This is a genomic window from Conexibacter arvalis (assembly GCF_014199525.1).
In the GTDB taxonomy this organism is placed as follows: domain Bacteria; phylum Actinomycetota; class Thermoleophilia; order Solirubrobacterales; family Solirubrobacteraceae; genus Conexibacter; species Conexibacter arvalis.
The window spans coordinates 277828-299214 of record NZ_JACHNU010000001.1 but is presented as its reverse complement, the minus strand read 5'-3'; the positions used below and the strand labels follow the sequence as shown (position 1 = coordinate 299214).

The 21387-nt window shown below is 75.7% G+C and carries 20 protein-coding genes; 11 read left to right on the top strand and 9 right to left on the bottom strand.

The window, feature by feature from the left end; all coding sequences use genetic code 11:
* The first annotated feature begins 78 nt into the window (after positions 1 to 78).
* From BDZ31_RS01390 to BDZ31_RS01380, 3 genes are all read left to right on the top strand, one after another.
* Complete coding sequence (locus BDZ31_RS01390) at positions 79 to 939, top strand: MerR family transcriptional regulator (protein ID WP_183338260.1); 861 nt, start codon at positions 79 to 81, stop codon at positions 937 to 939.
* A complete protein-coding gene (locus BDZ31_RS01385) occupies positions 936 to 1349 on the top strand; it encodes a VOC family protein (protein WP_183338258.1) in 414 nt (137 codons plus the stop codon). Before BDZ31_RS01390 ends, BDZ31_RS01385 begins: the two co-directional genes overlap by 4 nt.
* Before the next feature lie 64 nt (positions 1350 to 1413).
* Positions 1414 to 2862: an MFS transporter gene (locus tag BDZ31_RS01380; protein ID WP_183338256.1), complete on the top strand. Its 1449-nt coding sequence runs from the start codon at positions 1414 to 1416 to the stop codon at positions 2860 to 2862.
* A 126-nt stretch (positions 2863 to 2988) separates the two neighbouring features.
* On the opposite strand, the gene BDZ31_RS01375 is transcribed toward BDZ31_RS01380, so the two are convergent.
* Entirely contained in the window at positions 2989 to 4014 is a 1026-nt protein-coding gene (locus BDZ31_RS01375; RefSeq protein WP_183338254.1) for an NADPH:quinone reductase, read from the bottom strand.
* A gap of 208 nt (positions 4015 to 4222) precedes the next feature.
* Between BDZ31_RS01375 and BDZ31_RS01370 the strand changes: the two genes are divergently transcribed.
* Positions 4223 to 5686 carry an FAD-binding oxidoreductase gene (locus BDZ31_RS01370; RefSeq protein ID WP_183338252.1) on the top strand — a complete coding sequence of 488 codons (1464 nt, stop codon included), beginning with the start codon at positions 4223 to 4225 and terminating at the stop codon, positions 5684 to 5686.
* A 33-nt stretch (positions 5687 to 5719) separates the two neighbouring features.
* Here the strand turns inward: BDZ31_RS01370 and BDZ31_RS01365 are convergent, their stop codons facing one another.
* A complete protein-coding gene (locus BDZ31_RS01365) occupies positions 5720 to 7216 on the bottom strand; it encodes a sulfatase family protein (protein WP_183338250.1) in 1497 nt (498 codons plus the stop codon).
* Between the two features lie 188 nt (positions 7217 to 7404).
* On the opposite strand from BDZ31_RS01365, the gene BDZ31_RS01360 reads away from it, so the two are divergent.
* Positions 7405 to 9387: an SGNH hydrolase domain-containing protein gene (locus tag BDZ31_RS01360; protein ID WP_183338248.1), complete on the top strand. Its 1983-nt coding sequence runs from the start codon at positions 7405 to 7407 to the stop codon at positions 9385 to 9387.
* A 31-nt stretch (positions 9388 to 9418) separates the two neighbouring features.
* Here the strand turns inward: BDZ31_RS01360 and BDZ31_RS01355 are convergent, their stop codons facing one another.
* Together BDZ31_RS01355 and BDZ31_RS01350 are read right to left on the bottom strand one after the other, a co-directional pair.
* Positions 9419 to 10234, bottom strand: a complete 816-nt coding sequence (locus BDZ31_RS01355; RefSeq protein ID WP_183338246.1) for an alpha/beta hydrolase — start codon at positions 10232 to 10234, stop codon at positions 9419 to 9421.
* A 111-nt stretch (positions 10235 to 10345) separates the two neighbouring features.
* A complete protein-coding gene (locus BDZ31_RS01350; RefSeq protein WP_183338244.1) occupies positions 10346 to 10732 on the bottom strand; it encodes a DUF7144 family membrane protein in 387 nt (128 codons plus the stop codon).
* Between the two features lie 119 nt (positions 10733 to 10851).
* Between BDZ31_RS01350 and BDZ31_RS01345 the strand changes: the two genes are divergently transcribed.
* A complete protein-coding gene (locus BDZ31_RS01345) occupies positions 10852 to 12186 on the top strand; it encodes a chloride channel protein (RefSeq protein ID WP_183338242.1) in 1335 nt (444 codons plus the stop codon).
* Between the two features lie 19 nt (positions 12187 to 12205).
* Here BDZ31_RS01345 and BDZ31_RS01340 read toward each other — a convergent pair whose 3' ends face one another.
* Positions 12206 to 13696 carry an amidase gene (locus BDZ31_RS01340; RefSeq protein WP_183338240.1) on the bottom strand — a complete coding sequence of 497 codons (1491 nt, stop codon included), beginning with the start codon at positions 13694 to 13696 and terminating at the stop codon, positions 12206 to 12208.
* Positions 13697 to 13722: 26 nt separating this feature from the next.
* Entirely contained in the window at positions 13723 to 14487 is a 765-nt protein-coding gene (locus BDZ31_RS01335; protein WP_183338238.1) for a LamB/YcsF family protein, read from the bottom strand.
* Positions 14488 to 14549: 62 nt separating this feature from the next.
* On the opposite strand from BDZ31_RS01335, the gene BDZ31_RS25745 reads away from it, so the two are divergent.
* Positions 14550 to 15455 (top strand): FCD domain-containing protein, encoded by a 906-nt coding sequence (locus tag BDZ31_RS25745; RefSeq protein ID WP_183338237.1) that lies wholly within the window; start codon positions 14550 to 14552, stop codon positions 15453 to 15455.
* A gap of 62 nt (positions 15456 to 15517) precedes the next feature.
* Here the strand turns inward: BDZ31_RS25745 and BDZ31_RS01325 are convergent, their stop codons facing one another.
* The gene (locus BDZ31_RS01325) at positions 15518 to 16699 is read right to left on the bottom strand and encodes a winged helix DNA-binding domain-containing protein (protein WP_183338235.1); all 1182 of its coding nucleotides are present in this window, start codon (positions 16697 to 16699) and stop codon (positions 15518 to 15520) included.
* A 163-nt stretch (positions 16700 to 16862) separates the two neighbouring features.
* Here BDZ31_RS01325 and BDZ31_RS01320 point away from each other — a divergent pair, with 163 nt between their 5' ends.
* The 4 genes from BDZ31_RS01320 (at position 16863) to BDZ31_RS01305 (ending at position 19797) form a co-directional block, all read left to right on the top strand.
* Complete coding sequence (locus BDZ31_RS01320; protein WP_221242777.1) at positions 16863 to 17366, top strand: MarR family transcriptional regulator; 504 nt, start codon at positions 16863 to 16865, stop codon at positions 17364 to 17366.
* A 59-nt stretch (positions 17367 to 17425) separates the two neighbouring features.
* On the top strand, positions 17426 to 18424 hold the full coding sequence (locus tag BDZ31_RS01315) for an ATP-binding cassette domain-containing protein (RefSeq protein ID WP_183338233.1): 999 nt from the start codon (positions 17426 to 17428) through the stop codon (positions 18422 to 18424).
* Positions 18421 to 19221, top strand: coding sequence for an ABC transporter permease (locus tag BDZ31_RS01310; RefSeq protein WP_183338232.1), 801 nt, complete (start codon positions 18421 to 18423; stop codon positions 19219 to 19221). The genes BDZ31_RS01315 and BDZ31_RS01310 overlap by 4 nt, the downstream gene beginning before the upstream one ends.
* A gap of 135 nt (positions 19222 to 19356) precedes the next feature.
* Positions 19357 to 19797 (top strand): YciI family protein, encoded by a 441-nt coding sequence (locus BDZ31_RS01305; protein WP_183338230.1) that lies wholly within the window; start codon positions 19357 to 19359, stop codon positions 19795 to 19797.
* A gap of 152 nt (positions 19798 to 19949) precedes the next feature.
* Here the strand turns inward: BDZ31_RS01305 and BDZ31_RS01300 are convergent, their stop codons facing one another.
* Positions 19950 to 20723: a 23S rRNA (adenine(2058)-N(6))-methyltransferase Erm(C) gene (locus tag BDZ31_RS01300; protein ID WP_183338228.1), complete on the bottom strand. Its 774-nt coding sequence runs from the start codon at positions 20721 to 20723 to the stop codon at positions 19950 to 19952.
* Positions 20724 to 20991: 268 nt separating this feature from the next.
* A complete protein-coding gene (locus BDZ31_RS01295; protein ID WP_343075499.1) occupies positions 20992 to 21336 on the bottom strand; it encodes an ArsR/SmtB family transcription factor in 345 nt (114 codons plus the stop codon).
* Positions 21337 to 21387: the final 51 nt, after the last annotated feature.

Below are 21387 nucleotides of genomic sequence, written 5' to 3'. Positions count from 1 at the left end.
ACTCGGCGCGCTCGCGCCGGCGCCGCTCGGCCACAGGGCTTGACCTTGACCCCTGGGGAAGGTGCACGATTCGACGCGATGATGACCGTCGGACAGTTCGCCCGCATGACCCGGCTCAGCGCCAGGCAGCTGCGCAGCTACGACGCGCTCGGCCTGCTGGCGCCGGCGCGCGTCGACCCGGAGACCGGCTACCGCTACTACCACCCGCGCCAGGCGCGCACGGCGGTGACGATCGCGCTGCTGCGCTCGCTCGACGTGCCGCTGCCGGCGATCGCCGAGCTGCTCGTCGCCGACGAGGAGGGCGCCGAGCGGATCCTCGCCGGCGAGCGGGCGAGGGTGGCGGCCGAGCTGGCCGCGCGCGAGCGGACGCTGCGCGCGCTGGAGCGGCTGACGAGCGAGCGCGAGCTGATGCCCTACCCGGTCGAGACGGCGATCGAGCCGCCGCGGCGGCTGCTCGCGCTGCGCGGGACCAGCGACGCCGAGCACCTCCACGCCGACGCCGCCGCGCTCGTCGCGCGGCTCGGCGAGGCGCTGCCGTGGGCGGTCGCGCCCGACCCGCCGGTCGTCGGGCTCTACCCGCTCGACCTCGACGGCGAGCTGGCCTTCCATGTCGGGGTCGAGCCGCCGGCCGCGGCCGGCGAGGCGCCCGGCGCTCCGCCGGCCGCCGCCGTCCCGCCCCAAGCGCGCGAACCGCTCCCGCCCGGCGTCGAGCCCCTCGACCTCCCGGGCGGTCCCGTCGCGCGCGTGCTCCACGTCGGCTCGCACGACGAGCTGCCGCTCGCCTACTTCCCGCTGCTCGCGTGGCTCCAGGAGCGCGGCCATCCGGCCGTCGGCCCGGTCCGCGAGCGCCACCTCGACGACCCCGCGACCGTCGCGCCCGAGCGACTGCGGACCGAGGTCTCGATCCTGCTCCACGACACAGGAGGAACCGCGCCATGACCGCGATCGCATCGCTCTACCCCGTCCTGATGACCGACGACGTGCCGCGCGCGCACGCCTTCTACGCCGAGCTGCTCGGGCTGACCGAGGCGTTCGCCTCCGACTGGTACGTCAGCCTCGCGGCGGCGGGCGACGAGACCGTCCAGCTCGGGATCGTCGCGCGCTCCCACGACAGCGTGCCGGAGCCGTTCCGCGCGGGGGCCGCCGGCATGCTCGTGACGGTCGAGGTCGACGACGTCGACGCCGTCCACGCCCGCGCCGTCGCGCGCGGCCTGCCGTTCCACGTGCCGCTGAGAGACGAGCCGTGGGGCCAGCGCCACTTCATCACGGAGGATCCCGACGGGGTGCTCGTCGACGTCGTCACCGTGATCCCGGCGTCGCCGGAGTTCGCCGCGCAGTACGGGGCTTGACTTCAAGTTGACTTGAAGATGCAAGCTTGACGGCGCCTCAGCTCACCTTCGACAAGGAGCCGTCATGCCACCCTCGTCACCGACCGGGCGCTCGCCCGGCTGGCCGCTCGCGCTGCTCGCGTTCGGCTCGCTGATCACCGCGCTCGACTTCACGATCGTCTACGTCGCGCTGCCGGAGATGGCGCGCGGCGTCGGCTTCTCCGCGCACGCGCTGCAGTGGGTCGTGAGCGCCTACGCGATCGCCTACGGCGGCTTCCTGCTGCTCGGCGGCCGGCTCGCCGACGTCGCGGGCCGCCGCCGGATGTTCGTCGTCGGCATGCTCCTCTTCGGCGGCGCGTCGCTGCTCGGCGGGCTCGCCGGCGGGCCGGAACAGCTGATCGCGGCACGCGTGCTGCAGGGGATCGGCGCGGCGATCGTCTCCCCGGCGACGCTGTCGCTCGTCAGCACGACCTTCGCCGAGGGGCGCGAGCGCAACCGCGCGATGACGGTGTGGGCGAGCGCCGGCGCCGCCGGCCTGAGCCTCGGCGCGCTGCTCGGCGGCGTGCTGACGGAGGCGGTCGGCTGGCAGGGCGTCTACTTCGTCAACGTCCCGCTGGTCGCGATCGCGGCGGCGGCCGCCTTCGCCCTGCTCCCGCCCGACGGTCCACGCGAGCGCGACCGACCGCTCGACCTGCCCGGCGCGCTGACCGGCACCGCCGGCGCGACGCTGCTCGTGCTGGCGATCGCGCAGGCGCCCGAGCAGGGCGCGGGCTCGGCGCCGGTCGTCGTCGCGGCGCTGCTGGCGGTCGCGCTGCTGGCGCTGTTCGTCGCCGTCGAGGCGCGCAGCCCCAGCCCGCTGATGCCGCTGCGGCTGTTGCGCGACCGCGGCCTCACCGCCGCGCTCGCGGTGATCTTCGCCTTCGGGCTGACGCTCCAGGGCATTCCGTACTTCCTCACGCTCTACTTCCAGGACGTGCTCGGCTTCAGCGCCCTGGAGGGCGGCGTCGCCTTCCTCGGCCCGACGCTCGCGATCACCGCCGGCAACCTCCTCGCCGACCGCCTCGTCGCGTGCTTCGGCACGCGCGTGACGTTGATCGCCGGCATGGTCGTCGGACTCGGCGGCGGTCTGCTGCTCGCCGCGCAGATGAGCGCCGACGCCTCGTACGCGACGGTGCTCGCCGGCATCCTCGTCACCGGCCTCGCGATGGGGCTGATCTTCCCGCCGATGTTCATCGCGGCGACCAGCGGCGTCGACGCCGCCGAGCAGGGGACCGCCTCCGGGATGGCCTCGACGGCGCTGCAGGCCGGCGCCGGCGCCGGCCTCGCGATCCTGGTCGGGATCGCGACCGACGGCCTCGGCGGCCTCGGCGGCGAGGCGCTGCGGGTCGCGACCGCCGACAACCTCGCGACGACGATGCGCGTGATCGCCGTCGGGGCGCTGCTCGGCGTCGTCGCGGCGCTGCTGCTGCCGCGGCAGGCCGGGGCGCCGGCGCCGGCGCCCACGCCGGCCGCCGAGGAGCCGGCGGGGGCGTGAGCGACGGGGGCGGGCCGGCCGCGCCGCCCTGCGCGGGCCGCCCCGGCGCGGTGCGCCCCTGCGCGCGGGGCGGGCAGGCCGTTCCGCCGCGCGCGGACCGCCCCGGCGCGGCGCGCCCCGGCGCGCCTACCCCTCCGCCACGTCGATCAGCACCTTGCCGACGGCGCCCTCCTCGACGGCGCGGTGGGCGTCGGCGGTGCGCTCCAGCGGGAAGCGGGTCAGCGGCAGGCCGGCCGCCTCGCCGACCGGGAGCGCGCCGTCGGCGACCGCCGCCGCGACCGCCGCGACGGCGTCGTCCTTCTGCCGCTCGGTCGTCGTGTAGGTGAGCAGGAACTGCCAGCGGACGTTACGCGCCATGCTCGGCCGGACGGGGATCGGCACGTCGTCCTCGCCGGCGTCGGCGTAGATCGCGATCGTCCCGCCGGGCGCGACGACCCGCACGTCGGCGGCGGCGTTGGCGTTCGGGTTGACCTCGACGATCGGGTCGACGCCGTCCGGCGCCAGCTCCCGCACCCGCGCGACGAGGTCCTCGGCGCGGTAGTCGACGACGTGGTCGGCGCCGGCCGCGCGCGCGAGCGCGCCCTTCTCGTCGCTGCTGACGGTCGCGATCACGGTCGCGCCGGCCCAGCGCGCGAGCTGGATCGCGGCGTGGCCGACCGCACCGGCGCCGCCGGCGACGAGCACCGTCCGCCCGGCGAGCGCGCCCGGCGCCAGCCGCTCCGGCGCGCCCTCGAAGCAGGTCAGCGCGCGGTGGGCGGTCAGCGCGGGGATCCCGAGCGAAGCGCCCAGCTCGAAGGTCGCGTCGTCGGGCAGCGGGACCACCTGCCGCGCTGGCAGCGCGACCAGCTCCTGCGCCGTCCCGTCGGTCCGTCTCCACGCCGCGTCCCACAGCCAGACGCGCTGGCCCGGGGCGAGCTCGTCGACCCCGTCGCCGACCGCCTCGACGACGCCGGCGCCGTCCTGGTTGGGCACCTGCGGCCGCTCCAGCGCTCTCCCCGGCGCCGCCGCGCGCGACTTCCAGTCGGTCGGGTTGACGCCGGAGACGACGACGCGCACGAGCGCCTCGCCCGCTCCGGGCGCGCTGGGCGGCTCGCGCTCGACGAGCTCGAGCACCTCCGCCGGGCCGGTCTGCGTGTAGACGATCGCCTTCATGTTGCTCCTGGTCGCTCGGGGTCGTCCCGAAACGAATACCCGCTGCGCGCGCCCTCCTACGGCGCGACCGCGATCGTCTGCGTCGACCTCGCCGCGGTCGAGCCCTGGCTGTCGGCCCCGTCAGGGCCGCTGGGCGGCGAGCGATGAGTTCCGCCCCGCGCCGCGGTCTCCACCCGCAAGACCGCAGCAGCCGACCACGGAGCCCGAGATGAGCCACGCACCGCACGCCGACACCGCCGCCCGCCGCGCCGCTTCAGGCGGCGGCCCCGACACCGCCGCCCCCGCCGTCGCCCGCCGCGCCGCTTCAGGCGGCGGCCGCCGGCGCGCCGACCGCGCCCGGCGCGCCGACCGCGGCAGCCGCCCACCGGTCCCATCGCTCGCCGCGGCGCTGCGCGAGCTGCGCGGCGCCTTCGCGGGCCCGCTCCACCTGCCCGGCTCGCAGGGGTGGGAGCGGGAGCGCGTGAACTGGAGCGGCACCGTCGCCGCCGAGCCGGCGCTGGTCGCCGAGGCGACGAGCGCCGCCGACCTGCGGGCCGCCGTGCGCGTCGCCCGCGCGCACGGGCTGCCGCTCGCGCTGCAGGGAACCGGCCACGGCACGGTCGTCGCAGCCGACGGCGCGCTGCTCGTGAAGACCGGCCGGATGGCGCGGGTCTCGATCGACCCCGAGTGGGAGGTCGCGCGCGTCGGCGCCGGCGCCACCTGGGGCGAGGTGATCGACGCCGCCGCGCCGTACGGGCTCGCGCCGACCTCCGGCGACACGCGCTCGGTCGGCGTCGCCGGCTTCACGCTCGGCGGCGGCGCCGGCTGGCTCGCCCGCAAGCACGGCCTCGCCGCCGACAACCTGCTGCGCGCCGAGGTCGTGACCGCTGCCGGTCGCGTCGTCGCCGCGAGCGCCACCCGCAACAGCGACCTCTTCTGGGCGCTGCGGGGCGGCGGCGGGAGCTTCGCCGCGGTCGCGGCGCTCGAGCTGCGGCTCCACCGCCTGCCGCGCGTCCACGGCGGCGTCGCCTGGTTCCCGCTGGAGCGCGCGGCCGCGACGCTCGCCCGCTACCGCACGTGGGCGCTGCGCGAGCAGCCGCGCGAGCTGACGACCGCGGTCATGCTCGTCAGAGCGGCGCCGCCGGAGACCTGGATCGCCGGCCCGGCGCTCGGGATCCGCGCGCTGTACGCCGGCGACGGCCGCGACGGCGAGCGGGCCATGCGGGGACTGCTGGAGGTCGCCGGCGCGCCGGTCGCCGGCGGCTACCGCACGACGCCGTACGGGCGGGCCGCCGTCGGCGGCACCGCGCCGCGCTGCTTCGAGCTGCTGCCCGACCTGCCCGACGACGCGATCGCCGCCGCGCTGGCGCTCGTCGACGGCGAGCGGGGCGCCGCCGCCGCGGTCGAGCTCAGATGCTGGGACGGCGCCGTCGCCGACGCCGGGCCGCAGGCCGGGCCCGCCGGCCACCGCCGCGTCCCCTTCTCGCTGAAGATCGACGGGCCGGCGAGCGCGGTCGAGCCGTTCGCCGAGCACGTCACCGGCGGCTCGTTCCTCAACTTCCTCGCCGACCAGTCGCGCACGCGGGAGGCCTACACCGCCGCCGACTGGGAGCGGCTCGTGCGGCTGAAGGGCGCGCTCGACCCGACCGGCCTGTTCGGCTCCACCCACCGGATCGCCCCGCCCGCGGGCTGAGGGCGCGGGCCGCGGGACTCCGGCCCGCGGCGCTCAGGCGTCGTCGTCGCGGCCGAAGTACGGCAGTGAGTCGAGCCCCGTTCTTCTCAGCACGCGCGCGTAGATCCGCTCCATCACGTCGAGGTTGTCGGCGCCGATCGTCGTCGTCTCGCCGGGATCTCTCCTGAGGTCGAACAGCTCGCGGCCGCTGTTGTTGCCGTCGGCGATCATCGCCCATCTGTCGTCGCGGTAGTACCAGTGGTTGGCGTAGCCGCCGAACCAGAACGGCCGCTCCTCGCGCGGTCTGGAGCCGCGCAGCAGCGGCGACAGGTCCGAGCCGTCCATCCGCGCCGACGCCGGCGGCTCATAGCCGGCGAGCGCCATCAGCGTCGGGCCGACGTCGTGGGGGGAGGCGAAGTGACGCGAGGTCGTGCCGCCGCGGGGCGCGCCGGGCCCGCGCAGCATGAACGGCACCTGGATCAGCTCGGGGTGCAGCTCGAGCGCCGGCTTGCCGGTCCAGCCGCGGTCGCCGAGCACCATCCCGTGGTCGCTCAGCAGCACGATCGCGGTGTCGTCGGCGAGGCCGCTGTCGTAGAAGCGGCTGAGGAAGTGGCCGAGCCACGCGTCGGTCTGCGTGACCGCGGCGGCGTACAGTCTCGGCAGCCGGTCGAGCTCCTGCTCGGTCAGGTACTCCGACGGGCGGTAGCGGACGCGTGCAGGCTCGTGGCCGTCGTAGTCGGAGGCGCCGTAGAGGTCGCGGTACTTCTTCACCGGCACCCACGGCTCGTGCGGGTCGAAGCTGTCGACCACGAGCGCGAACGGCCGCTGCGCCCGTCTCGCCTCGTCGAGCGCCTCGAGCGCGTAGGAGAAGACGCGCGCCGCGCACTGCTTGCGCTCGTCGCGTCCCTCGCCGATGTTGGCGAGGTGCTGGCGCATCCCCTTCAGGTAGTTCCCGCTCGCCATGTCCCTCGGCAGCCATCTGCGCGCGGTCGCCATCGAGACGCTCGACGCCGGTCGCAGCGCGCCGACCTGGCCGCCGATCTTCTTGAAGTAGTCGACGCCGCGCCGCAGCGCCGCCCACTCCTCCGAGAAGCCGAGGAAGGGGTTGTCGGTCACGTAGCCGGTCCAGTAGCCCTTCCCGTGCAGCAGCTTCAGCCACGTCTCCTCATGCTCGGCGAGGCCGGTCCAGCCGGGCGTGTTCGGCAGGTTGCGCGTCGGCGCCCAGTCTCTCCACGGGTAGACGCGGCGGCTCGTGATCAGCGAGCGCCGCGCCGGGACGGTCGGCATCGCCTCCGGGAAGGCGCGCGTGAAGCGGATGCTCTCGCGCGCGAGCGCGTCCATGTTCGGCGTTCTGATCCAGCTGTTCCCGTTCGCGCCGACGTAGTCGTAGCGGAGCGTGTCGAGCATGATCACGATCAGGTTCGGTCCGTCGGGGACCGGTCGGCCGCCTCCGCGGCGGCTGCGTCGCACGAGCGCCGCACCGCCGGCCGCGGCGACGACGCCGCCGCCCGCGATCCCGACGAAGCGACGGCGGTCGATCCTTGAGTCCATATGGGGTGAGGACACAAGCGGGACGCGAACGTTGCGTTTCTTGAACGCGCTCCTTCTGGCGCGTCGCCGTGTTGGGGGTTGAGGACCGCCGTACGCCAGTCCTGCCTGCTCCCATCCAGCGACCTCACGACACGCCGAATCCCGCGCCGGTCTCGGGCGCTCAGACCGAGACCGGCTTCCGCACCGACGTGCAGGGCATCCGCGGCTTCGCGCTCGTGCTCGTGCTGCTGTGCCACGCCGAGCTGCCGTTCGCGCAGGGCGGCTTCGTCGGGCTCGACATCTTCTTCGTGCTGTCGGGCTTCCTCATCACCGGCCTGCTGGTGGAGGAGCTGCGCCGCAGCGGGACGATCTCGCTGCTGCGCTTCTACGGCCGCCGCGCGCGCCGGCTGCTGCCGCTGTCGCTGACCGTCCTCGCGGCGATCGTCGTCGGCGCGCTGCTGCTGTTCCCACCGGTGCGGGCCGCCTCGACCGCCGAGGACGTCGGCGCCGCCGGCCTCTACGTCGTCAACTGGCGCTTCATGGCCGAGTCGGTCGACTACTTCGCGACCGACGTCGCGCAGAGCCCCGTCCAGCACTACTGGTCGCTGTCGCTGGAGGAGCAGTTCTACCTGCTGTGGCCGCTGGCGCTGCTGTGCGCCGTCGGCGTCGCGCGCCGGCTCGGGCGCGAGCCGCGCGCGGCGCTGTGGGCGGTCGTCGCGACCTTCGGGCTCGCCTCGTTCGCCTACGGCGTCTGGTTCACCGCCGTCGACGTCGAGCAGGCGTACTTCTCGACGCTCAGCCGCGGCTGGGAGCTGGCGCTCGGCGGCGCGCTCGCGCTGGCGCTGCCGCGCGGCCTGCGGCTGGCGCGCGGGCTCGGCGCGCTGCTCGGCGGCGGCGGGCTGGCCGCGATCGTCGCCGCGACGCTGCTGCTCGACGACCGCACGCCCTACCCCGGCTGGCAGGCGCTGATCGCCACGCTGGCGACGGCCGCCTTCATCGTCGCCGGGACGGCGGTGCGGACGAGCGCGCCGGTGCGGCTGCTGACGCACGCGCCCTTCCAGTACCTGGGGAAGATCTCCTACGCCTGGTACCTGTGGCACTGGCCGGCGATCGTCTTCGCCGAGACCCGCTTCGGCGACCTGTCGCCGGCGGAGCTGCTGATCGTCACCGCGCTCGCGTGGATCCCGGCGACGATCACCCACCACGCGATCGAGGAGCGCTTCCGCAGATCGCGCTCGCTCGCCCGTCGCCCGCGCCGCTCGCTCGCGCTCGGCGGCGCCTGCACCGCCGCCGCGGTGATGCTGGCGGTCGGCCTGTCGCAGGTCCAGCCGACGCTGCAGGAGGCGCCGGCGAGCGAGGTCGCCGGCGCCGTCGCGGTCAGACGGAAGGACCTGACGATCCAGCAGCGCGTCGGGAAGATCCGCCCGACGCCGCGCGACGCGAAGGACGACAAGGGCAAGATGTTCGCCGACGGCTGCCTGACCGAGCGCTCGCGGATGACCTCACGCCGCTGCGTCTACGGCGTCGAGAAGTCGGCGACGACCGTCGTCCTGTTCGGCGACTCGCACGCGATGCAGTACTTCCCGGCGCTGGAGCGGCTGGCGCTCGACCGCGGCTGGCGGCTCGTCGGCCTCACCCGCGCCGGCTGCCCGATCGCCGACGTCAGCTACCTCGACGGCTGCGACGCGTGGCGCGAGAACACGCTGCGGCGGATCGAGCGCCAGGAGCGCCCGGCGCTCGTCGTCACCAGCAGCTCGACCGCCGACCGGATCCGCGTCAGACGCGACGGCAAGCGGCTCAGCCGCGCCGACAGCCAGCCGCTGCTGATCGCCGGCTACGCGCGCACGCTCAGACGGCTGCGGCGGACCGGCGCCGAGGTCGTCGTGCTGCGCGACCAGATCAAGACCTCGTTCAACCCGCCCGACTGCGTCGCGACCCACCCGCGCGACCTGCGCCGCTGCGCCTTCGAGCGCAGACGGATCGCCGGCAACGGCTTCGACGCCGCCGGCGCGCGCCGCGTCCGCGGCGTGCGGGTGCTCGACCCGCTCAACGTCCTCTGCCGCGGCAGACGCTGCCCGTCGGTGATCGGCGACGCGCTCGTCTACCGCGACGAGTACCACCTCAGCGCGACCTTCGCGGCGACGCTCGCGCCATGGCTCGAGCGGCGCCTGCCGAAGCTGTCGACGGCCTGACGGTCGCGGGCCGCTCAGGAGCCGCGGCCGCTCAGAGCCGGGCGCGCAGGAAGGCGATCGTCGCGCCGAGCGCCTGCGGCGCGAGGTGCCGGCCGTGCAGCGCCCCCGGCACGATCAGCAGCTCGTGGTCGACGCCGGCGCGGTCGAGCGCGGCGGCCATCTCGACCGCCTGACGCGACGGGACCAGCTCGCGGCGGGCGTTGACGAGCAGCGTCGGCGGCGTCCACGGCGTCACGTGCCGCAGCGGCGAGGCGCCGGCGATCCTTGCGCGGCAGACGAGCCGCGGGCAGCCGGTGAAGCGCGCGGCCAGTCCACGCAGCTGCCCGTGCGGCAGCCTCGCGAGGTCGAGCGGCGCCGACCAGGTCGCGAGCGCGCGCAGCCGCTGCGCCGGCGCCCACGCGCCGGTCGCCAGCAGCGCGGCGAGGTTGCCGCCGGCCGAGCTGCCGAGCGCGCCGATCCGCCGCGGGTCGGCGCCGAAGCGAGGCGCCTCGTGCGCCACCCAGTCGAGCGCGCGGCGCAGATCGCGGCGCTGGACGGGGAGCCCGGGGCGGTACGGCGTCGCGAGCGTGTAGTTGACGTTGAAGACGACGAAGCCGGCGGCGGCGAGCGTCTCGGCGATCGGCGCCATCTTGCGCTTGTCGCCCGAGAACCAGCCGCCGCCGTGGACGAGCAGCACCGCCGGCAGCCCGGCGCGGGCCCTCGCGGTCGGCGGCCGGTGGACGTCGACCGTCTGCAGCGGCCGCGGGCCGTAGCGCTCGGCGACGACGGCGGCGGCCGCGGGCGGCGTGGAGGCGGCGGGGGTCGTGAACGCACCGAGGAGCGTGGCGACCAGCAGGACGATGCGCATGCCGCCATGAGAGCAGGTTCGCGCGCGCGAGGCGGCGCCGCGCCGACCGCGCCGGGGCGGCGCGCCGTCGGACCGTGCCGGCCGGCGGGGCGCCTCCCCGGCGGTCCGGTGTCAGGCGGCCTGCTCGCCGCCGTGGGCGACGAGGCCGTAGATGATGAGCACGTCGACGGCGAAGATCGCCAGCGACCAGAACGGGTAGCCGGGGATCGACAGCAGCGCCGCGATCGCGCTGAGGCTCGCGCCGAAGATGCCGACGATCGGCCCGAAGATCCCGCCGCGCCAGATCGAGGCGGCGGCGAACAGCTGGATCACCCCGAGGATCAGCGTCACCCAACCCCACGTCTGCAGGTTGCTGATGATGAAGCGCTGCTCCTCCACGAAGAACGACGCCTTGTCGATCGCGGCGATGCCGTAGATCACGTTGAGGACCCCGACGATCGCGACCATGATCCCCGCGAACGTCACCCACCCGCTGCCGCGCTGCTGCACCGACGCCATCGACTGCCCCCTTCCGTTGGATCTCCCGGGCTGCCTGGCGTATTCCCACTGCGCCCGCCCGGCAAGCCACGCGGACCGATCGCTCGCGTCCCGCCCGCGCCCGCCGGTAGGTTGCGCGGGTGGCTGCGACACCGCAATCGAGTGCGGCCTCGCCGGTCGAGCCGCCCGAGGAGGCGATCGACGGTCGCGCCTACCTGAAGCTGGTCGCGCTCGGGGCGGCGATCGGCATCCCGGCCGCGCTCGTCGCCGCGCTCTTCCTCGGCTTCGTCCACGAGCTGCAGCACTGGCTGTGGGACGACCTGCCCGATGCGCTCGGCGACTCCGCGCCGCCGTGGTACCTCGTGATCGGGCTGCCGGTCGCCGGCGCGGCGCTCGTCGCCGCCGCCCGCCTGCTGCTGCCCGGCGACGGCGGCCATTCGCCGCTGATCGGCCTCAGCACGGTCCCGACGCCGGTCAAGCACGCCCCCGGCGTCGCGCTGGCGGCGATCGGGACGCTCGGCTTCGGCGCCGTGCTCGGTCCGGAGGGGCCGGTGATCGCGCTCGGCTCGGCGGTCGGGATGGCCGCCGCCGGCCTCGTGCGGTTCGGGCCGAGAGCGTCGGCGGTCGCCTCCAACGCCGGCTCCTTCTCGGCCATCTCGGCGCTGTTCGGCGGCCCGCTCGTCGCCGGCGTGCTGCTCGTCGAGGCCGGCGCGGGCGCCGGCCTGCGCGCGCTGACGGCGGTGCTGCTGCCGGGCTTCGTCGCCGCCGCGATCGGCTACGTGATCTTCATCGGCTTCGGCGACTGGGGCGGGCTCGACGCGCCGGGGCTGCAGATCCCGCACCTCGCCGACTACGACGGCGCCCAGCTCGACGGGCTGCTCGTCGCCGTCGTGATCGGGATCGCGGGGGCGCTCGTCGTCGCGGCGGTGAGATGGCTCGGCCGGCGCGTCGACGGCGAGCGGGGGCGCTTCGGCGTCGTCGCGCTGCTGCTCGCCGGCGGGCTCGCGGTCGGGCTGCTGGCGCAGCTCGCCGACCTGCTCGGCGCCGACTCGCAGGACGTGCTCTTCTCCGGCCAGAGCTCGCTTCCGACGATCGTCGCCGAGGGGTCGACCGCCGTGATCGTCGTCGTGATCGCGGCGAAGTTCCTCGCCTACGGGGTCAGCCTCGGCTGCGGCTTCCGCGGCGGCCCGATCTTCCCCGCCTGCTTCCTCGGCGTCGCGCTCGCGTCGCTGGCGGTCGCCTGGTTCGACATCTCGCCGACGCTCGCGATCTCGGTCGGGACGGCGGCCGGGATGGCGGCGCAGACGCGCCTGCTCGTCTCCCCGATCCTGTTCGCCACGCTGCTGGTCGGCACCGCCGGCCGCGACGCGATCTCGGCGACCGTGATCGCGGGCGCGACGGCGTGGCTGGTCTCCTCGGCGCTCGACCGGCGGGCGGGGGCGGGCGCGGCGGACGACGCCGCGCCCGCCGCGTAGCTCGCCTGCCGCGCGCCGCTCAGCAGCCGCCGAGCACCGGCGCTCTGCGCGCCCGCGTCGCCGCCTCGACCGCGCCGGCGACGCGCATCACGCGCAGCTCGTCGAAGCGGCGCCCGACCAGCTCGACGCCGACCGGCAGGCCGGCGTCGGTGAAGCCGCCGGGGACGGTGACCGCCGGCGTCCACGTCTGCGACGCGATCAGCGTGTTGGTCGGGAAGGTCAGCGTCGTCCAGTCGCCGCGCTCCTCCATCGACGGCGCCGGCAGCTGCGAGGTCGGGAACAGGAGCGCGTCGAGGCGGTCGCCGGCGAGCGCCTGCTCGACCGCGAGCGTGAAGGCGTGGCGGGCGGCGAAGCGGGCGAGGTACTCGGGCGAGGCCTCGGGGTCGTCGGGGCCGTCCATCAGGTTGTCGAACAGGTCGAGGCGGCGGTCGTATCTGCCGGCGGCGTGGATCTCCGCCATGCTCGCGACCGGCGCGTCGCCGAGCCCGCGCAGCGTCGCGTCGAGGTCGTGCTTGGAGCGGTCGCCGTACATCGAGGTCTTCACGATGTGGTCCATCAGGTTCGGGATCGAGACCTCGACGATCTCGGCGCCGGCCGCGACGACCTGGTCGACGGCGGCGCGCACGACCGCGTTGACGGCCGCCCGCGCCGGGTCGCCGTCGTCGCCGAAGGCGTCGACGAGCAGGCCGAGCCGCACGCCGACGAGCGAGCGGTCGCCGACGGCGGCGAGGTAGCCGCGGTCGCGCGCGCCGATCGTCGCGGCGGCGCTGTACGGGTCGCCCGGATCCCAGCCGACGAGCACGTCGAGCAGCCGCGCGGCGTCCTCGACCGTGCGCGTCATCGGCCCGATCGTGTCCTGCTGCTTCACGAGCCACGAGGAGCCGGTGCGCGGGACGACGCCGGGGGTGGTGCGCACGCCGACGAGCCCGCAGAAGGAGGCCGGCAGCCGCACCGAGCCGCCGCAGTCGGTGCCGAGGCCGGCGGTCGCGAGGTTGGCCGAGATGGCGGCGCCGGAGCCGGAGCTGGAGCCGCCCGGGTCGTGGTCGGGATCGAACGGGTTGCGGGTCGTCTCGCTCTGCGACGAGTACGAGAACCACGACGAGGCCCAGTCGGGCAGCGTCGTCTTCGCCAGCACGATCGCGCCGGCCGCGCGCAGCCGCGCGACGACGGTCGCGTCGCGCTCGGAGCGGTAGCCGTCGAGCGCGATCGAGCCGAAGGTCGTCGGCATGCCGGCCGCGAGGATGTTGTCCTTCACGACGACCGGGACGCCGTGCAGCGGGCCGCTCAGCTCGCCGCGCTCGGCGAGCGCGCGGTCGAGCGCGGCGGCCGTCTCCTCGGCGGCCGCGTCGACGGCGAGGATCGAGTTCAGTCTCGGGCCGCCGCGGTCGAGTCGCTCGATCCGGCTCAGGTACTCGCGCACGACGGCGGTCGCCGTCAGCGAGCCGTCGCGGTAGCCGCGGTGCAGACCGGCGATCGTCACCTCGTCGAGCTGGGGGTTCGCGGACGCCATGGGACCTCTCTGGATCGGTGGTGGGCTCATCGCAGGACGTCGGCCAGCGGGCGCGGCTCGACGTCCTCCGCCGCGAAGCGACGGCGGATCTCGTTGACGTTGTCGACGGCGCCGGGGGCGTCGCCGTGGATGCAGATCGTGTCGACGCGCGTCTCGATCGCGCCGCCGCCGACGGTCGCGATCCGGCCGCGGACGGCGTCGAGCGCGCGCTGCGCGACCTCGGCGGGATCGCGCCTGCGCGGTGAGGGCTCGACGACGACGATCCCGTCGTCGCCGGTGTCGAGGTCGACGTAGGCCTCGCGGGCGACGCGGATCCCGCTGCGCCGCTCGAGCGCGTCGGCGGCGTCGCCGGCCGGGTAGACGAGCGCGAGCGTCGGGTCGACGGCGCGGATCGCGGCGGCGACGGCGTCGGCCGCCTCGGCGTCGCGCGCGACGCGGACGTAGAGCGCGCCGTGCGGCTTGACGTGCTGGAGCGGCACCTGCTCGGCGGCGCAGAAGGCCGCGAGCGCGCCGAGCTGGTAGGTGACGAGGTCGGCGATCTCGGTCGCGGAGGCGCGCAGCTCGCGGCGGCCGAAGCCGGCGAGGTCGGGGTAGGCGGGGTGGGCGCCGAGCGCGAGGCCGTGCTCGCGGGCCAGCCGGATGGTCCGCCGCATCGTCGCGGGGTCGCCGGCATGGAAGCCGCAGGCGGCGTTGATCGAGGTGACGAGCGGCAACAGGCGCGCGTCGTCGCCGAGCGTCCAGCGCCCGTAGCTCTCTCCGGCGTCGGCGTTGAGGTCGACTCGCATCGCCATAACGGCAGTCTTTCAAATGTCAGGCATTAACGCCTTCTGAGGGTTGCCGTTAGGGTTGGGGGGTGAGCAGCGAGACCACCAACGGGTCCTCCGGCGCGGGAGGCGCGGCCGATGCGGGCGCGGGCGGTGCCGGCGCGAGCGGCGCGGCCGAGCGCGACGCCGCGGGCGCGGGCGGCTTTCGGCCCCGCCGTCTCACGCGCGCGAGCGCGGCGACGCAGATCGCCGACCAGGTGCGCGACGCGATCCTGCGCGGCGAGCTGACCGCCGGCGCGCGCCTTCCCTCCGAGCACGAGCTGGCCGAGCAGTACGACGTCAGCCGCGCGACCGTGCGCGAGGCGATCAAGCTGCTGTCCGCGGCGCGGCTGGTCGAGTCGACCCGCGGCGCCTCCGGCGGCACCTTCGTCGTGCTGCCCGAGCCGGCGACGGTCGCGGCGTCGATCGGCGACACGCTCTCGCTCTGGTTCGCCTCCGGCAGCACGTCGCTGGCCGAGGTCAGCGAGGCGCGCGAGGCGATCGAGCGGATCTGCGTGCGGCTGGCCGCGCACCGCCGCGACGACGACGACCTGCGTGCGATCCGCGAGGCGGTCGAGCGGGCCCGCGACGACGACGGCGACCTCGACGTCTTCCTGCGCCGCGACCTCGACTTCCACATCGCGATCTGCCGCGCCGCCAAGAACCAGGTGCTGGAGCTGCCGATGACGGCGATCCACCTGATCCGGCCGTGGACCAACACGGTCGTCTTCGACCTGCTCGACCGCAGTCGCATCGCCGAGCAGCACGCGGCGATCCTCGCCGCGATCGAGGCCGGCGACCCGGACGCCGCCGAGCGCGCCTTCGACGTCCACATGCGCCACCTCGCCGAGCTGCGCGCCGCCGCCCTGCGCGAGCGCGGCGAGGACGAGGTCGCGATCGCCGCGCTCGCCGCCGAGCCGGCCCACCCGGCGATCGAGCCGCCCCGGCGCGCCTGACGCGCGCCGCCCGCCGCCCGCCCCGCCTGCCGTCGTCTCCCCGACGGGTGCGGCGGTGGGGCTCAGCCCTCCGCGAGCGCCTTCGACAGCGGGGACGGGAAGCGGTGGAGGACGCGCCTGCCGTCGAACCACGCGGTCAGGCGCTCGGCCTCGGCTTCGAGTGCGGCGCGGCCGTCGGCGCCGGGATCCTCCAGCAGCTGCAGCTCGACCGAGCCGTCGTCGCGCTGGCGCCAGCCGCCGACGATGCGGCCGTCCCACCACGCGGTCGGCCCGGCGTTGCCGGCGCTGTCGAACAGCTGCGCGTGGTGGGGGCCGAGATACCAGTCGCGCTCGGCCCAGCCCATCGTCGTCGGGTCGAGCGACGGCAGCAGCGCCGCCCACGGCGCGATCGGCGCGGGCGCGTCGAGGTCGTCGGGCAGCACCCAGCCGGTCGCGCCGCCGTCGAGCCCGACCGCGACCGCGCCGACCTGCTCGAGCGCGCGGCGGACCGCCCTCAGCGTCGAGCCGAGCCACCACTTCACGTCTCTCTCGGTGCCGGGCCCGAACGAGCGCAGCCACCGCTCGACCAGCCGCGCGGTCCCCTCCTGCTCGCTCAGCGGCTCGATCGGCTCGCCGAGCCACGCGGCGGTCGACGCCCAGCGTGGCCGCGAGACCGCCCAGCTGCCGTCGTTGGAGGCGCGCACGATCCGCCCTTCGGCCGACAGCACGGTCAGCACGCGCGGGCCGACCGGCATCTTCCCGGCCCACGACTTGCCCTCGCCGTAGGAGATCGACCCCTCCAGCAGCGGGAGCTCGGAGCGCAGCTCGGCCATCGTCGCCTCGCGCCCGTCGGCGAGCGTCGCGAGGACCGCGTCGCAGGCGGCCGCCAGCCAGCGCGCGCCGTCGCGCCGCAGCCCGGCTCTCTCGACGTCGGCGACCAGCTTCCGCCGCTCCCTGTCGGCGACCCGCTCGCTCGCCCCGGCCTGGACCGCCGCGAGCGTCGCGCGCGGCACGACCCACAGCGTCCGGCGCATCGCCATGTGCTTCACGAGCGTGCGGTCGTCGTAGAGCGCGCGGTCGACGTCGGCGGTCGTCATGCTGTCGACGCGCGCCCACGTCGACAGGTGGATCGTCGGCTGGTCGGTCGCATGGAGCGCGACGAGGCTCTCGGCCGCCTCGACGACGTCGGCGGCGCGGTGGCCGGGCGCGAGACGGTGGCGGAGCGCGAGCCGCGCGCGGCGCTCGGCGGTCGAGATCGTCGGCATCGCCCCATCATCCCGCCCCGGCGCCGCGAGGAGCCATGCCCCCGCCCGGCTCACCCCCGGCGCCGGGAGGAGTGGCGCCCAGGGGGTGATATGCGCCCCCAAGGCGCCGCTCCTCCCGGGAGCGGAACGGGCGGCTGACTGAGTTTCCTGGGATTCCTGTAATGTGGGCGCCTTGCTCAGCGAGGCGGAACGCTCCTACGTCGACCAGGTCGGGCGCTACTTCGCGCGCCAGTACGCCGTCGCGCCGGTCGTCGGCCGCGTCGTCGGCTGGCTGCTGATCTGCGAGCCGCCGCGGCAGACCGCCGCCGCGATCGCCGCGGGGCTCGGGATCAGCCGCAGCGCCGTCGGCAGCGCCGTCACGACCCTGGAGAGCTGGGGGATGGCGGAGCGGACCCGTCCCCCCGGCGAGCGCGCCGACCGCGTCGCGATCCGCTCCGGCTTCGGCGTCGACAGCCTCGAGGCGTCGGCCGAGTACGCCGCGCTGGCGGCGCTCGCGCGGACCGGCCTGGAGCTGCTGGCGGATGCGCCGCCGGCCCGTCGCGCCCGCCTCGCGGAGCTCGCCGCCTTCGGCGAGTTCCTGACCGAGCGGATGCCGACGATCGCCGCCGAGTGGCGCGTCCGCCGCGACGAGCTGCGCGCCGCCGGCGTGCTGCCCGGGCCTGACTGAGCGACCTTCCCACCCCACCCAGGAGAGACCATGCCCCGCACCCGACTCGCCCGCCGACGATGACCGCCCCCGCGATCCGCGCCGAGGGCGTCCGCCAGACCTTCGGCGACGTCGTCGCGCTCGACGGTCTCGACCTCGAGGTCACGCAGGGCACCGTCTTCGGCCTGCTCGGCCCCAACGGCGCCGGCAAGACGACGCTCGTGCGCGTGCTCGCGACGCTGCTGCGCCCGACCGGCGGCCGCGCGACCGTGCTCGGCCACGACGTCGTGGCCGAGCCGCTCGCCGTCCGCCGCCGGATCGGCCTCGCCGGCCAGTTCGCGGCCGTCGACGAGGAGCTGACCGGCCGCGAGAACGTCGAGATGGTCGGCCGCCTCTACCGCCTGTCCGCCCCGGAGGCCCGCCGCCGCGCGGCCGAGGTGCTGGAGCGGCTGTCGCTGACCGACGCCTCCGACCGGCGCGTCTCGACCTACTCGGGCGGCATGCGCCGCCGGCTCGACCTCGGCGCCAGCCTCGTCGGCCGCCCGCCGGTGATCCTGCTCGACGAGCCGACGACCGGCCTCGACCCGCGCACCCGCCAGGAGCTGTGGAACACCGTCGAGGAGCTGCGCCGCGACGGCACGACCGTGCTGCTGACGACCCAGTACCTGGAGGAGGCCGACCGGCTGGCGCAGCGGATCGCGGTCGTCGACCACGGACGGATCGTCGCCGAGGGAACCGCCGCGGAGCTGAAGGGCGCGGTCGGCACCGAGATGCTGTCGGTGCGCGTCGCCGACACGGCCCGCACGGCGGAGGCGGCCGCCGAGCTGGCGTCGCTCGCCGCCGGCGAGGAGCCGATCGCCGACGCCGCCGCCGGCGAGGTCCGGCTCGCGGTCGCCGACTCGAGCGCGTCGGCCGAGGCGGTCCGCCGGCTCGACGCGCGCGGGCTGGCGATCGCGGCGGTCGAGCTGCAGCAGCCGAGCCTCGACGACGTCTTCCTGACCCTCACCGGCCGTCGCGCCGAAGCCGACGAGGAGACCGCCGCCGAAGCGGCCGACGCACGAGTTGGGGAGGCCGCATGAGCGCCGTCGCAGACCGAGCCGAGCGCTCCCGCCTGACGCTGGCGGAGACGATCGCCGACAGTCGCGTGATGGCGGTGCGGCAGCTGCGCAAGGTGATGCGCAAGCCGGTCTTCATCGTCTTCGCGTTCGTGCAGCCGGTGATGTTCGTGCTGCTGTTCCGCTACGTCTTCGGCGGCGCGATCAACACCGGCGGCGTCGACTACGTCAACTTCCTGATGCCGGGGATCATCGTCCAGACGGCGGTCTTCGGCGCGCTGATGACCGGCATCGGCCTGAGCGAGGACCTCAACGCGGGCGCGATCGACCGCTTCCGCTCGCTGCCGATCGCCCGCTCGGCCGTGCTCGTCGGCCGCACCGCCGCCGACGCGGTGATGAACGTGCTGACGCTGGGCGTGATGCTGCTCGTCGGCTTCGCGGTCGGCTTCCGCCCCGACGAACCGGTCTGGTCGATCGCGCTGGCGCTGCTGCTCGTGCTCGGCTTCTCGTACGTCTTCTCGTGGATCAGCGCCTTCATCGGACTCGCCGTCCGCGACCCCGAGACGGCGCAGTCGGCCGGCTTCATCTGGGTCTTCCCGCTCACGTTCGCCTCCTCGGCGTTCGTGCCGACCGAGTCGATGCCCGGCGTCGTGCAGGCGTTCGCCGACGTCAACCCGGTGTCGCTCGCGGTCGACGCCGCCCGCGCGCTGACGATCGGCTACGGCGACGCGCTCGGCCCGGCGCTCGGGACGCTGGCGTGGCTGGCCGGCCTGCTGGTCGTCTTCGTCCCGCTCGCCGTGCGCGCCTTCCGGCGGGCGTAGGCGAGCGTCGACGCGCCAACAGCAGCGGGTGGCGGCGACCGTGTCGAAATCGCCGCCGCCCGCTCGTCGTCGTGTTTGAGACGGCGCCTCGACGACGAGACAGAGGCGCGACACCACCACACCGAGGAGTCAGAGATGAAGGTCATCGTGATGATCGAGGGCGCCGGCGCCGACGAGAGCAAGATCGCCCCGACCGAGGAGATGTTCAAGGCGATGGGCGCCTACAACGAGCAGCTCGTCAGAGCCGGCGTGATGATCGGCGGCGAGGGGCTGCTCCCGAGCGAGCGCGGTGCCCGCGTCGTCTTCGACGGCGCCGACGTGAGCGTCGTCGACGGCCCCTTCACCGAGGCGAAGGAGCTGATCGCCGGCTACTGGATCTGGGAGGTCGACTCGCTGGAGGAGGCGGTCGAGTGGGCGAAGAGATGCCCCTCCGACCCCGACGCCGGCCTGCGCCAGATCCTCGAGATCCGCCCGATCGCGACGGTCGAGGACTTCGGCGACGCCTACACCCCCGAGGTCGCCGAGCAGGAGGAGCGGCTCGCCGCCGAGCTGCGCGCCCGGCAGGGCGAGGGCTGAGCGCCTGGCGGCGAGCGGCCGCCGGCTCGCGCCTCGCGGCATGAGCCGCGAGGCGCGTCGAGCCACGGCGGTCGAGCGCCGCGCCTCTCGCGCGCTCGCCTACGGACGCGGACCGGACGCGACCACGGGCCGGCCTACGACCACGGGCCGGCCTACGGCCGCGGGCCCGCCGCGACCGCCGCCCACGCGTGCGGCGCGACCGCGAGCGGGTGGGCGGCGGGATCGGCGCCGGCGGCGCGCAGCAGCGCCGGCCCGGCAGTCCGTCCGGCGAACCGTCGCGCGACCGTTCCCGCGCGCGCATGGCGGCCGCCGTAGACGATCCGCAGCAGCGCGCGCAGGCGCCGCTCGGCGTCGGCGGTGAGCGGCTCGCGCGGGCGGATCCGCAGCAGCGCCGCGTCGACCGCCGGCGCCGGCGCGAAGGCGCGGCGGCCGACCGTGCGCGCCACCCGCAGCTCGTAGCGGGCGGCCCACCAGGCGGAGCGCTCCGAGCGCGGCCGTCCGGCGAGCCGGCGCGCGAAGCCGTGCTCGACGATCAGGTCGGCGCCGACGCGCGGTCGACCGGGCGGGTCGAGCAGGCGCGCGACCAGCGCCGAGGAGGTCGCGAACGGGATGCTCGCGACGACCCTCGCGTCGCGGGGGACGGCGACCGTCCGCAGGTCGGCCTCGACGACGCGGACGCGCGCGTCGCCGTCGAAGCGGCGCCGCAGCTCGCGCGCGAAGCGCGGGTCGCGCTCGACCGCGACGACCTGCGCGCCGGTGCGCGCGAGCGCGGCGGTGATCGTGCCCGGGCCGGCGCCGAGGTCGTAGACGCGGTCGGTCGGCTCGATCGCCGCCGAGCGCACGAGCGCGCGCAGGACGGCGGACGACTGCAGATGGTGGATGCCCGAGTGGTTGGCTCGGGGACGGGACGATGCCCTGGCCGGCATGGCGGCTCTCCTTCGTCGGGGTGCGCGAAGGCGCCCGGACGGGGTGAGCGGAAGGCCGGTCCGGGCGCGCGACGGTGCGGGCGCCCGCGAAGGGCGCCCGGCGACGACGGGGCGCAGCCCAGAGCGTCGCGGCCCCGGGAGGGACCGCGACGGAGGCGCGGCTCAGCGCCTCAGGACGGCCTCGCCGTCAGCGACGGCGAAGCCGGATGAAGTACTGCGGGCAGTGGATGCCGGCGAGCATGGGCGAGAGCGTAGCGGCTGGCACGGCCTACGCGGCCGGCGCCGGCGGGTTGACGTGCTCGTGGTGGTGGCGCAGCGCCGCGAGCAGGTCGACCATGTGCGGGTCGTGGAGCCGGTAGTGGGCGTGGCGGCCGCTGCGCCGCACCGACACGAGCCGCCCCTGGCGCAGCACCCGCAGCTGGTGCGACGCGGCGCTCGGCGAGAGGCCGGTCCGTTCGGCCAGCTGCTCGACGGTCAGCTCGCCGTCGAGCAGTGCCCACAGCAGCCGCAGCCGGCTGCCGGTCGCGAACGCCCGCATCGACTCGGCGAGCGCCTCGGCCTCGTCGTGGTCGAGCGGCCGCTCGGCCGGGAGGTGCTCTGAGGGAAGCGGCACGGTCGTGATGCTACCATTGATGAAGAATTGTTCATACGTAGATCTCTTCAA